Here is a 12,484-nt window from a genome sequence, read left to right on the forward strand (position 1 = left end):
ATGTCTGTGTAAACAGGCGTCTTTTTATTTTTATTTTGTTAAAATTAGCACTTTTTTCCTAACTTTTTTATAATATATATAGATTTGCTATTATAAAAAGTGGAGGGAAAAGTATGAATAACCACGAAATAGATTTTAAAATCTATGGAGACGACATGCAGTTTGTTGAAGTAGAGCTCGATCCACAAGAGACAGTTGTTGCTGAAGCAGGAAGCTTTATGATGATGGAAGATGACATACATATGGAGACTATTTTTGGTGATGGCAGCGGCACTAGTGCCGGAAGCGGACTTATGGGTAAGCTGTTCGGCGCTGGTAAACGGGTACTTACCGGTGAAAGCTTGTTCATGACTGCCTTTACCAATAACGGCATCGGCAAAAAACGGGTGTCGTTTGCTTCTCCTTACCCTGGTAAGATTATTCCGATGGACTTAAGCCAATTGGGAGGAAAAATTATCTGCCAAAAGGACGCCTTTCTTGCTGCTGCTAAAGGGGTTCAGGTCGGGATTGAATTCCAACGAAAAATTGGCGCCGGCTTCTTTGGCGGCGAAGGATTTATTATGCAAAAGTTAGAAGGTGATGGGCTCGCTTTTGTTCATGCAGGTGGAACGATTATAAAAAAAGACCTTTTGCCAGGCCAGTCACTGCGCGTGGATACAGGCTGTTTAGTGGCGATGACAAGCAGTGTAAATTATGATATCGAATTTGTAAAAGGAGTTAAAACAGCCATGTTTGGCGGAGAAGGCTTGTTTTTTGCCACACTCCGCGGTCCCGGTTCCGTTTGGATTCAATCCTTGCCATTTAGCCGTCTGGCAAGCCGTGTTTTTGCTGCGGCACCTTCACGTGGCGGGGCAAAAGACGAAGGCAGTATCGCAAGAGGAATTTTTGATATGTTTAATGGTGACTGATATGGAGGCGGGATCAATTGATCCCGCCTTTTTAATTCTAACTACTAATTTACCCAAGCTATAGTTTTTGAACAAACTCAAATTTTTTTGAGGAATGGGATTCCATCTTAGGAACCTTTCCCTTTGTTTCTTTCTTTTTCACAACCCTTGAACCATATAGGCTCTCTTCTAGTTCTTTCTTGATCAAATTCACGATGACTATGACAACAAAAAATCCAACCACGGGACTTAAAATGGACCACGGGGCACGAATAAATTCACTATAATTTTGTCCAATTAATCCTGCCCATTCATTGGAAAGTGTGGCCGGTTTTGGCGGTTCTTCAAACCCTAACACTCCTCCCCGATTTCTCCCACCAAGAAACATTCCAAACAAACCAAGCTGCATTGTAATATGAAGAGTGCTTATAAACTGTTGGACAGTAAATAATAGCCCGTAAGAACGTATATACGGCATCAATTGCTTTCTTACAATATGTAATTTGCCAGCCCCCATTAACTTAGAGCTTTGCACAAAGGAGGTTTTTAATAATCCATCGGTTACATCGGCGGCGAAAATCGTAACCGATGGAAATCCGATAAATACGAGAATAAAAATTTGATAGGTAACAATAGAAGAAATGGCAACATCATTAAAATCACCCACAATCGGTATCATTAAAATTATCGCAATCAGGATTGATGGGATATAACGAAAAGTTAGGAAAAAGTCTTTAACATAAATTTTTAAGAATGGCGCCCATAGTGATAGGAAAATTGCGAATATTCCCCCAAGGATTACTCTTAATAAGGCGACTCCAAATGCCGAGATTAATGTAAATTTTGCACCGTAAAGTAATAGCCAATGCATATCCTCGCCATTCTGATTAGTACCCATTAAATGTTGTGCTGATGGAGGAAACGGTGCCCTGCCAAGTATTTCGCCCTGTTCATTTTTTACCAGTACCTGATGATTGTAATCTTTTGGCCCGTAATAAGGGTACAAAATACTCATTAATAAGAGAATCAAAAGCAACGTGGAGCCAATAATAGTTTTTTTATATTTTCTCATAAACTGACTGCCTCCCTCCCTTTGATTAGCTTTGAAATCAACCATCCCACAGCTTCCATTACCAACAGTGGTATCGATAACATTAGTAAACATATAACGAGGGAAGCAAAATCTCCGCCCATAAAAATAATCTTTAGAAATTGCTGAGTAAACCCATTAATATTAAACAAAAATTCAACTAGATAAATATTGGATAATAATACCCAAATGATCGTCCGCAGCTGCAAGATTAAGAGTGGAAAAATGTTTCGCATGATGTGGACGAGTATGGTTCTAAGTCTGCCCATCCCCTTTGCCCTCGCATAGAGAACATATTGCTGGATTTGTTCCTCATTGATTACATTAATCAGAAACTGCAAGAATAGGAAAAAAGGCAGAAAGGATACAGTCATGATTGGAACAAAATAAGGCTTATGACCAAATATCCCATAGAGTTGTAAAAACTTTAATCCCGTCGTTTTATATAAAGTAATAATAAAAAACTGAAATAAAAAGATTACTAGTAAATCAGGAACAGCTTCGAAAAAATTGATCCCACTTTTCATTCGATTTTTTGCTTTTTCTGGTGAGAGCATAATTATTATTGCCACAATCATAGCAAGGAAGATTATAAAAAAAAGGCTGATCAGTAGAATCGTCATCGTGTACTGATAACTCTCGGCTATTTCTAATTTCTTGAAAAAAGCTATGTATTGATCACCATTAAATTCCACTAAAAATTGAAAATCCGACTTCAGATTGATCCATAGTGTTTTAAAATTAATCATGACATGCTCTTTTCCAATCCCTAAAAAGGAGGGAAGATTAAAAATAAACAGAAAGCCCGCTAGTATTAATCCAATTCTGATAAGAGCCCGAAATAAACGTTTCATTTTATCCCACCCAAAAATTTTATTCTAAAAAAATACAGTTCTTTTCCATTTTTACATTTAATTAGTAATTTTGCAATATTCCTAATTTATTCAGATTAATAAATATCAACAAAAAAGACGATCCGGATCATCGAATCGTCTTCTATTTACTTGTTTATATCCAACTTCTTAAGTTCAGAGAATGCCTGCTCTCGTTTTAGATTATACGATTGCCACGGCAAGCTTTCAGCAAGTGCTTCCTTTTTTCGCTCTAGTAATATTTTTTTTAGTTCAGGTATATTCTTATCTTTTTCATAAAGGTCTATTAAGCCTAAAACCCCTCTATATGACAAGTTATTAAGGTAATGAACATCAATTTTCCCGCTGGTCTCGTAACGGTTCATATTTTCTTTCACGACGATTTTATCCAAGTCAATAACTGTAATCGCTGTATAGTAGATCAATGAAGTAATAAAATAAAAGTGAAATAACGACAGCTTCTCCACCCAAATCTTCACTAGTGTATACGTAAAGATGACGACTAGGAAAATCATAAACGAATGCACCAGCACCCTAGTGAACGTAAACCCGTACGCGTCTTCATACATACTTAACCGTAGGAAGGCGGAACAGAGCATTACAGAGCTCGAAAGGACGAGAATGGTCAGCATGATTTGCGTCGCTCTCCGCATGAAACTTGTTGCACGATTAACAAAGGTTAACACGATTACCGTAATCGATAAATTGATGAGTGTTACAAATAAGAGCTCGAAAAATCCTTTTCTAGCATATTCAGCAAAGGTAAAATCCGCTTGTAATGTTCCACTGAAAAAATACCTGAATTGTACGACCGTAAACAAAAGATAAACGGCATTGATGATGACAAGAACCGTGATTGTTATAATTCCATCCATCTGAATCCGTTGCTCATTTGACTGTTGTTTGATTACGTTCATATGTCTGTTATATAGGATTTGCATAAATCCAAAGAAGGCGGCGGTTAAGATTAGCATAACAATTAGTCTCATAACACGTTCAACAGTAATGACTTGGAACCATTGTGGAATGCCGCCAATTAATTGCTCAAACTGAGAATCTGCCGAAATTAGTAAATTCAATACGACAAAGAGGATTGGCAGTGAAATCGCTATCCCAAGGATTATTTTTTTCCATACTAAAAATTTGTCCTTATTAACACCTTGTTTAAAGCCCTTTCCAAACAAGGCAGCGAAACTAGCATTATATTTTAGTGCTTGGATTAACTTAGTAAATACAAAAGTAACCAAGGTTAGTTTATTCCATTGAAAATTATTCGGACTGGTGATTAACACTAAATGAAAGATAACTAACCCAGGGATCACCAGTATATTTAAAACATAAAATAGCACGTTATTATTTAAAAAATAACTGGCTGATAGCAGCCAAATACAACAAAGAATTAGATAACCCAATCGTTGATGTGAAAATTGAAAGCGTCGATAGCGCCAAATAAACACCGAGTAAAAAACTGAAATAAACACAAAATAGGAGATCCCTATCTGACTGCGAAAGAAAGCTTCTTCACCTAAAATTCCAAGCAATAAACATAAGACTAAAAAGATCCAATCAGATTTAGTAATTTTCATTTCCATCTTCATCCCTCTTTTTGTATAGAAATTCTATATATATAGTTTTACTAGGTAGTTAAGCAAAAAAAAACTGCTTATATCGACGCTTTTCTCCCCCATCGATAGCCAATCCAACTGACCGGGTATAGGATGATGGTAAAAATGATACAAGCTATAATAAATGTTTTGGTTAATAACGGGGCGAACCAAGAATGTGGAATAATATGAAAAACTGTTAGGATCATTAATAGCAAATTAGGAATAAGCGATAGTAAAAACGTTTTTCTAAGGAGCACTCTTCCATTATGCCCAAATCCCTTTCCGATTTCATATCCTAATAAGGCCCAAAAAAACATATACAAAACAGCAATTAAGGTTGGAATCGAGGTTAAGTGATTCCATGTAACCGAAAGCCATTCCCACGGATAGATATTGTGAGCCAAGGTTAGTAAACTGCCTCCTCCAAAAAAAAGAACATTTAAGAGGATAAACACCCATTTCATATTACTTGGAGTGACAGAAAACTCTTCTCTCCACACCTGTGCAATTTCTTTAGGGCTGCCAAGCCGGGATACAATCAGTTCAAAAACCGTATCCTCATCCTGACACTTCGATTCCATTAGAATTTCATCGATATGTGACGCATATTCACGGAGAATCTCCTCTTTATCTAATTGAGTTCCCAGCCCTTTTGCCAGTTGTTCAAGAAACCTATTCTTCGGCCGTTCCATGCTTCGATCTCCCTATCACTTTGTTCATCACTTTAACAAAGTCCTGCCATTCACGTGTTTTTTCACCTAATAATTCCTTTCCAGCCGTGGTTATCTTGTAATATTTTCGTGCTGGTCCCTTTTCCTGCTCCCGCCAATAACACTCAATGTACTCTTGCTTTTCAAGCTTGTGAAGTGCAGGATACAGGGTCCCTTCTTTAACACTTAAGTCATTATCACTGCGCTGTTCAAGCTCTTTCACTAATTCATAGCCATACATATCCCGTTCGTTTAATAATTGGAGCAGGATTAAGGAAGTACTGCCTTTCACTAATTCGCGGTTAAACATTTATTCACCTACCTAGATATATTAGGTACATAGAAATTCTATAACAAAGGAATTGTATTGTAAAGAGCTTATAAAAAAATAGTGGTAATTTTTTAATCACCACTACCTAAAATGAATCCTATTTTACTCTTCCGTTATTTCTCAGAACCTTAATGTTTTGGTCACGTTCTCCACCATCAGATAATTCCTCTGAAAACTCATGTTTTGCTTCGTTCCCAACTAATTCACCTTGCTTGATTGTCTTCGGTGGCAAATTATTATTGGGTGCCGCCTGTTCATTCCATTTTCCCATCTTCATCACCTCGATAAATAGTATTTGAATATTGCTTTAATTTATCCTCCGCATTATATTTAACCATAAAAAAACTGCACCCCTTATTGTTAGATTAGTGTCCAACAATTCGGGTGCAGCTCAATTTTCAAGCGTTTTTAACATGGTAAACTAAATAATCATTTTTTTATTTTCATGCAGTTGTAATTCTTGTTCACCTTCACCATCTTGTTCGCGGTTCTTTTTAATTCTAAAATGATAAATTAAATAACAGGCTGCTACAAACGGAACCCCAAGATACAGAGCCAAACGCTGTTCTGAATCAAACGCTAAACTTGCCAATACAATAACGTTTAAGGTTAAGGCAATGATTGGCAGAGCTGGAAAAAGCGGCGTTTTGAATTTAAGATCCTTTACATTTCCTCCTTCGCGGATGAATTTTCTACGGAAGGCAATTTGTGAAGCTGTGATTGAAATCCAACCGACCTGGGCACCTAATCCTGCGACGGAAAGCAGCCAAACAAATACTGTTTCTTCGGCAAAGAAGCCTGACAGTAAGGATAATAGAGCGATCCCGATCGTCAAAACAAGCGCGTTGATTGGTACTCCTTGTTTATTTACATTTGCAAGGGCAGGACTAGTCATTTTCTCTTTAGACATGGCATACAACATTCGTGTTGCTGCATACAGTCCTGAGTTTGCAACAGAAAGTAACGCCGTCAGAATAACAAAGTTCATAATGTCTGCTGCATATGGGATTCCAATACTATCAAACACGACAACAAATGGACTTTCCACGACTCCAGCTTGTTTCATAGGAATTAAACTGGCTAATACAAATATCGCTAAAACGAAGAAAAATAGCGTTCTCCAAACTGTTTGTTTAATCGATTTCGGAATAGTCTTTTCAGGTTCTTCACTTTCGCCTGCAGCAATCCCGATTAATTCTGTGCCCTGAAACGAAAAGTTAACTGCAATCATTGTAATAATTAAGGCAGAAAAACCATGTGGTAATAAACCATGTGCAGTGAAATTAGAGAAAAACGGTGCTGGTTGTCCACCTTTCAAGTGAATTAAACCAAACATCGCCGCTCCACCAAGGACGATAAAAGCGATAATTGCAAATATTTTAATACTTGAAAACCAAAATTCGGTTTCGCCAAACGCGCGTGCTGAGAGTGCATTCAGTGAGAATAATACAACAGCAAAAATCGCACACCAAATCCAAATTGGGGAGTGAGGAAACCATCTTTGCATGAGCTGTCCTGCAGATAATAACTCCAATGCTACAGTTACAGACCAGCCTAACCAATAAAGCCATCCAAGTGCAAATCCAGTTCCAGGACCAATAAATTTCGTGGTATACGTTTGAAATGAACCAGATACCGGCATGGCAACAGATAATTCACCGAGACATAGCATGGTTAAAAACATGATCAAACCGCCGACAATATAAGAAAGAATAGCACCCGTTGGTCCTGCTTGGCTAATCGTGTAGCCTGAACCTAAGAAAAGACCTGATCCAATTACCCCACCTAATGAGATCATAAATAAATGTCTCGACTTCATCGTTCTTTTTAATTCATGATTTGAATTATTTTCTTGCAAATTCATAAAATATCCCCCTTTTCCCCTTAAGGAATGCGCTTTCAAACCTTTTTAACACAAAATAATAGGATAATTTTCTACCTAAACTGGCAGCTCTACAAATTAAACCTTTTGCATTAGAAATTATACGGAAATAGTAGCCTATTTTCAAGAGCTAAAACTAGCTAATAATTTCTAAATTATCGCTATATTTCAAAATATTAAAATGCAAGTTTCATGCCAAAATTAATATGCCGATTTGTGAGCATTTTTTGAACAAATAGGCAAAATATTTTTGCATGATTAATAAATATTTTGCACCTATACCGCCAAAATAATTTTTCCACAAAAAAGGAAAGAAGATTCACCTAACAAAAGTTACCAAATTGAGAATTAATCTGACAAACGCCAATATTCTTTGCAAATTTTCACGGTTTTTCTACGAAACTGCAAAACTATTTTGCATTATTACGTTTTATTTGGTTAAATAGGTGCATAAGGGATAAAACAAAGGGAATGAATCACATGGAGAAAACTATACAAAACGCCAATTACTTACTTTATGTAAATCGAATGTATAAACGGATTTTGGACGAGGTGGATGTTGGTGTCCATGCCGTAGATGAGACGGGAAAAACGATTATATATAATAAAAAAATGATGCAAATGGAATCGATGGACCTTCATGACGTTATTGATAAAAACCTATTAGATGTGTTTATGTTTAAAGATGATCAATCTAGTACTCTTGTAAAAGCGCTGCACGAAGGAAAAAAAACAAGTAACGTAAAACAAACCTATTTTAACAATAAAGGTCGAGAAATTACGACAATAAACAATACTATCCCAATTTATTCGGAAGAAAAACTCCAAGGAGCAGTTGAAATTGCCAATGATGTTACAAAACTAGAGCGATTAATTAAAGGCAATATGAATAAAGGATCAACCCGATACACGTTTGATAAAATCATCGGAAATAGCCGTGCCATTAAGGAAGTAATCGAATCTGCTAAACGTGCTACCCGAACTTCCTCCTATGTTTTGATTGTCGGAGATACAGGTACAGGGAAAGAACTTTTTGCCCAAAGTATTCACAACGGGAGCGGGCGATTATCTGCACCATTTATTTCTCAAAACTGTGCAGCCCTTCCTGATAATTTAATCGAAAGCCTCCTATTTGGGACAAAGCGTGGTGCCTTCACGGGTGCTGTCGATACCCCCGGATTATTTGAACAGGCCAATGGTGGAACACTTTTGCTAGATGAGATTAATTCATTAAATTTAAATCTTCAGGCAAAGTTACTTCGTGTTCTTCAGGAAAAGACCATTCGGCGAATAGGTGATACGAAGGATACACCTGTTGATGTACGGGTTATTGCCAATATGAATGAAGATCCGATCGATGCTATTGCCAATAATCGGATGCGTAAAGATTTATATTATCGGCTTGGAGTCGTAACTATTTTTGTCCCACCCTTAAAAGATCGCAAGGAAGATATACCATTATTAGTCCAAAACTTTATTGAAAAATACAATGAACTTTTTCAGATGAATGTAAAAGGTTTGTCAGAGGAAGTTAAACAGTCTTTCTTTGAGTATGACTGGCTCGGCAATGTTCGTGAGCTTGAGCATATTATTGAAGCAGCTATGAATATTATGATCGATGAAGAATGGATCATGTACACCCATTTACCCTACCAATATAGAAGCAAAATGCAGATGAAAGAAAGAATGATCCCTCTTTCTACAGTTGATAACTTTATAAAAGAAAATGCAGAGATAGCTGTTCCCTTAAAACAACAAATGGAGTTATTTGAAAAATCTTATATTGACCATGTATTAACTAAAAATAATTTTAATGTTTCTAAGTCAGCCCAACTACTTGGACTAAGTCGGCAAAGTTTACAGTATCGAATGAAGAAATTAAATATTTCTGGGAAATAGGATGTACATGATTTTATAAAGGTGGAGAGCAATGATGCTTTCCACTTTTTTTATTTCCATTGTAAAACCATTCACAAAAATGACTGTATTTACATAAAATTATTATAGAAAAGTATTGAAGTTTGATAAATGGAAAATTGTATATTTCAATCGTTTCCCTATTTGCAATAAAATAATACAAGCATAATAATTCCATTTTTTCTCCATACTAAGAAGAAAAAAGATGAGGTGAATAAAATGGGACTACTCAACTCTTTTAACCAGTGGAAAGAGACTAAATACCAGAATCATGTCTCGAATATGAAAGACCAGGGCAAATGTCCTGATTGTTATGGTCGAGGCTATACCGTGTACCCTTATAATGAATTTGCATACTTTAATTCGTTTGAATGCCCGGGATGTCAAGGCAGTGGTCAATATACAGATTGGGAGGAAATGAGGTAATACCGTAAAACGGTATTCAATTAAAAATAAACAAAAAATCCCTTCCTCAAACCCTTTTTCTCGGTTCAATGAAGGGATTCTGTCTGTCTTTAATGCATCTTTTCATGTGGAAAACTTCACATTCTTACTAGCTAGATACCCTTCTTTACTTGGTCTTGGTAGGCTGTTGATGTCCTTACCTCTACTGTTAGAGACCCATTTCTTACAATTGCCTTTAATATTAAAGGTACACCAGATGTATTTTGAAATCTAAAATCTTTGCCGCCATAGGATACGGTAGCATCTCTTCCTTTTGGCACGTAACCGACCTTTAAGGAATGATGATGTTTTTCTACATAAGTTACAGCTAGTTGATCGATTGCATTATACAAAGTAGAAGAAGTTTGGCAAATGCCTCCGCCATATCCTTCGACTAATTTTCCGTAATTAATCTCTGCTGCTTTTTGGTACCCGTGCCCCGCATCACTTGGGCCAACAGTCGTATTGAATGAGAAATAATCATTCGTTCCAAGGATGACATTATTTATCGCTTCTGCCGATAGTTCAATATTTTTCGTTCTTCCCACAACACCACTATTAAAATAAGTAGTATATGAGGCAATTACCACTTCATCTAAATGGGCCGCGTCTTCGTTTTTATATCCACTCGCATTAATATATAAAGGAATCTCTACATCGCCGCCTTTTTCAGAAGCCAGCATAATCTTTTCAGCCAATTCTTCTTCATCAAGAATTGTTTGAGGTGTTCCTTTGATCACCTGACCATTTCCATCCAGTTTATCAAGAACCATTCGTTTGTCGTACCCAGGTCTCGATTCAGTTCCCCGCGCTAATTCTCTAGTCAATTTAGCAATTTCAACTTTATAATTTTCAGGATTCGTTATATACCCTAAATCCTTCGTATTAAAAGTTTTTACCTTGTCTTTTGTGTTCGGATCAATAATATTTATATATACAGGCCTTGCTTCTTCCAGTTTTCGTTCTTCTTCACGTTTCTTTGTTTCTGCCAGTTTTTTTTCTTCTTGTAAATTTTTCTCTTTTACAATCTTTTGTTGAATTTCTGCTGCCTTTGCCTCTTTTTCTTTTGCGGTTTGTTCCGAACATCCAGTTCCTATTAAACAAACTGCTACTAAAAGTGATATTACCCAATTATGCTTCGCCATTTTATCCTACTTGACCCCTTTTTTTATAGCTCTATGCCCTTTTATAAATAGTTAGACGATACCCAATGTATTTTGTTTCATATGACTCTCCTATTCTATTCCATTTTTATTTACAATTTCCTGCAAAAAAGTTGGAAATAATAATATAAAAATAATAAACAAAATGAAGTTTGTATAAATCGTAGGCTTTTTTTAAAGGTGCGTGGCATCTAAGCCCATTTCCTCATATGGTATAATTAAAGCAGAAATCAATTATATATCAATACCACTTTAGTCCCCTCTTCGACTTCAGCACCAAATTATTCCTTGTACTAAACGATTTCTGCACCCTGGTCAGAACGAAAATAAAGGGGGAATTACCATGACAGAAATCTTAATACTTGTTAGCATTCTTTTATTTTCAGTATCTCTTGTTTTAGGAGTAATTTCACATGCCCATCGAACAAGAGGAAAAGGAATTTATTATACTCTCGCAACAATATGTTTGCTATGCGTTGTTTTCCTGTTGTTTTTTCACGATAGGAACCTGCCTGCCCTTAGGAGTGGAGAAACAGTTGATTCTCCTAAATCAGAAATACCTTCAGGTTCCGGACAAAATAATGGAACCGATTCAGGAAATGAAAATCCACCCGACATTGTAAACCCTCCATCCGAAGAACCTGCAAAAGAGGAACCTAATCAACCTAACCCTACTACTCCCGCACAAATTATTGTGGGTGATAACGAAACAGTTGACTACAAGGTCGTTAAAGGCGATACCTTATTCTCCATCGCCAAACGAGCAAATGTGACTGTAGAAAAAATAAAGCAATGGAACCGTCTCCCCTCCGATGTCATTTATGTGGGTCAAATATTGAAGCTTTATGGGAAGAATGTAGAGCCGGCACAACCTGCAGATCCACCAAAGCAGGATCCCCCACCTACAACAGCTTCATCTGTGATTATTTCAAACGGCAGCCTCCAGCAGAAAAAAATCGCATTAACTTTTGATGCCGGTAGTGATGCAGTGGGCATTGGGATACTCGATGTGTTGAAAAAGCATAATGTCAAAGCCACCTTCTTCCTTACTGGTAAATGGGTTGTGAAATATCCAAACCTCGCCAAAAGAATTGCCGATGAAGGACATGATATAGGTAACCATTCTTATTCCCATCCGGACGCAGTAAAAACGACAGCTAGTGCATTTAAAAAGGATATCATCAAAGCTGAAGAAGCAATCAAGAATGCAACGGGAAAATCACCCCAGCCGTATTTTCGCTTTCCATTCGGATCATATAATTCATCCGCTCTTAAAACAGCTGGCGAAGCTGGGTACCCGTACAGCATCCAGTGGTCACTGGATACGATAGACTGGCAGCAGCCGACTACTGGGGTAATCATCTCCCGGATTAAAACTGGAGCAAGCAACGGTGACATCATCCTCATGCATATCGGCGGAATAAATACGCCGGATGCTGTTAATCAAGTAATCCCATGGCTAAGAGCCCAAGGGTACCAACTGGTTCCATTGAGCGACTTATTACAGTAACAAAAAGGGTGCCTGACTCTCCATTCGTAAATGTTCCGGTGTCAGGCACTCCTTATTTAAAAGAATAATAT

General features: G+C 37.1%; 11 protein-coding genes. 3 read left to right on the forward strand and 8 right to left on the reverse strand.

The window, feature by feature from the left end; genetic code table 11:
• Window positions 1-113: 113 nt before the first annotated feature.
• The gene (locus ACSU6B_RS04925) at window positions 114-908 is read left to right on the forward strand and encodes a TIGR00266 family protein (protein ID WP_410883227.1); all 795 of its coding nucleotides are present in this window, start codon (window positions 114-116) and stop codon (window positions 906-908) included.
• Between the two features lie 58 nt (window positions 909-966).
• Here the strand turns inward: ACSU6B_RS04925 and ACSU6B_RS04930 are convergent, their stop codons facing one another.
• From ACSU6B_RS04930 to ACSU6B_RS04960, 7 genes are all read right to left on the reverse strand, one after another.
• Window positions 967-1,959, reverse strand: a complete 993-nt coding sequence (locus tag ACSU6B_RS04930) for a hypothetical protein (protein ID WP_410883229.1) — start codon at window positions 1,957-1,959, stop codon at window positions 967-969.
• The gene (locus ACSU6B_RS04935; protein WP_215003297.1) at window positions 1,956-2,831 is read right to left on the reverse strand and encodes an ABC transporter permease subunit; all 876 of its coding nucleotides are present in this window, start codon (window positions 2,829-2,831) and stop codon (window positions 1,956-1,958) included. Before ACSU6B_RS04935 ends, ACSU6B_RS04930 begins: the two co-directional genes overlap by 4 nt.
• Before the next feature lie 146 nt (window positions 2,832-2,977).
• Window positions 2,978-4,441 (reverse strand): DUF4153 domain-containing protein, encoded by a 1,464-nt coding sequence (locus ACSU6B_RS04940; RefSeq protein WP_410883231.1) that lies wholly within the window; start codon window positions 4,439-4,441, stop codon window positions 2,978-2,980.
• Window positions 4,442-4,512: 71 nt separating this feature from the next.
• Window positions 4,513-5,148: an HAAS signaling domain-containing protein gene (locus ACSU6B_RS04945; protein ID WP_410883233.1), complete on the reverse strand. Its 636-nt coding sequence runs from the start codon at window positions 5,146-5,148 to the stop codon at window positions 4,513-4,515.
• A complete protein-coding gene (locus ACSU6B_RS04950; RefSeq protein ID WP_410883235.1) occupies window positions 5,129-5,476 on the reverse strand; it encodes a PadR family transcriptional regulator in 348 nt (115 codons plus the stop codon). Before ACSU6B_RS04950 ends, ACSU6B_RS04945 begins: the two co-directional genes overlap by 20 nt.
• Window positions 5,477-5,594: 118 nt before the next feature.
• Window positions 5,595-5,768, reverse strand: coding sequence for a hypothetical protein (locus ACSU6B_RS04955; protein ID WP_410883237.1), 174 nt, complete (start codon window positions 5,766-5,768; stop codon window positions 5,595-5,597).
• 150 nt (window positions 5,769-5,918) lie between these two features.
• Entirely contained in the window at window positions 5,919-7,361 is a 1,443-nt protein-coding gene (locus ACSU6B_RS04960; protein WP_410883239.1) for an amino acid permease, read from the reverse strand.
• A 498-nt stretch (window positions 7,362-7,859) separates the two neighbouring features.
• On the opposite strand from ACSU6B_RS04960, the gene ACSU6B_RS04965 reads away from it, so the two are divergent.
• Window positions 7,860-9,278, forward strand: coding sequence for a sigma-54 interaction domain-containing protein (locus ACSU6B_RS04965; protein WP_410883241.1), 1,419 nt, complete (start codon window positions 7,860-7,862; stop codon window positions 9,276-9,278).
• Window positions 9,279-9,853: 575 nt separating this feature from the next.
• Here ACSU6B_RS04965 and ACSU6B_RS04970 read toward each other — a convergent pair.
• Complete coding sequence (locus ACSU6B_RS04970; RefSeq protein ID WP_410883243.1) at window positions 9,854-10,885, reverse strand: VanW family protein; 1,032 nt, start codon at window positions 10,883-10,885, stop codon at window positions 9,854-9,856.
• 361 nt (window positions 10,886-11,246) lie between these two features.
• Between ACSU6B_RS04970 and ACSU6B_RS04975 the strand changes: the two genes are divergently transcribed.
• Window positions 11,247-12,413: a polysaccharide deacetylase family protein gene (locus ACSU6B_RS04975; protein WP_410883245.1), complete on the forward strand. Its 1,167-nt coding sequence runs from the start codon at window positions 11,247-11,249 to the stop codon at window positions 12,411-12,413.
• Window positions 12,414-12,484 lie beyond the last annotated feature (71 nt).

Source organism: Neobacillus sp. C211 (assembly GCF_051842875.1).
Lineage (GTDB): Bacteria > Bacillota > Bacilli > Bacillales > Cytobacillaceae > Neobacillus.

Coding starts and splice junctions, on each gene's coding strand:
- ACSU6B_RS04925 (WP_410883227.1), top strand. CDS start 114: ATGAATAACCACGAAATAGATTTTAAAATCTATGGAGACGACATGCAG.
- ACSU6B_RS04930 (WP_410883229.1), bottom strand. CDS start 1,959: ATGAGAAAATATAAAAAAACTATTATTGGCTCCACGTTGCTTTTGATT.
- ACSU6B_RS04935 (WP_215003297.1), bottom strand. CDS start 2,831: ATGAAACGTTTATTTCGGGCTCTTATCAGAATTGGATTAATACTAGCG.
- ACSU6B_RS04940 (WP_410883231.1), bottom strand. CDS start 4,441: ATGGAAATGAAAATTACTAAATCTGATTGGATCTTTTTAGTCTTATGT.
- ACSU6B_RS04945 (WP_410883233.1), bottom strand. CDS start 5,148: ATGGAACGGCCGAAGAATAGGTTTCTTGAACAACTGGCAAAAGGGCTG.
- ACSU6B_RS04950 (WP_410883235.1), bottom strand. CDS start 5,476: ATGTTTAACCGCGAATTAGTGAAAGGCAGTACTTCCTTAATCCTGCTC.
- ACSU6B_RS04955 (WP_410883237.1), bottom strand. CDS start 5,768: ATGGGAAAATGGAATGAACAGGCGGCACCCAATAATAATTTGCCACCG.
- ACSU6B_RS04960 (WP_410883239.1), bottom strand. CDS start 7,361: ATGAATTTGCAAGAAAATAATTCAAATCATGAATTAAAAAGAACGATG.
- ACSU6B_RS04965 (WP_410883241.1), top strand. CDS start 7,860: ATGGAGAAAACTATACAAAACGCCAATTACTTACTTTATGTAAATCGA.
- ACSU6B_RS04970 (WP_410883243.1), bottom strand. CDS start 10,885: ATGGCGAAGCATAATTGGGTAATATCACTTTTAGTAGCAGTTTGTTTA.
- ACSU6B_RS04975 (WP_410883245.1), top strand. CDS start 11,247: ATGACAGAAATCTTAATACTTGTTAGCATTCTTTTATTTTCAGTATCT.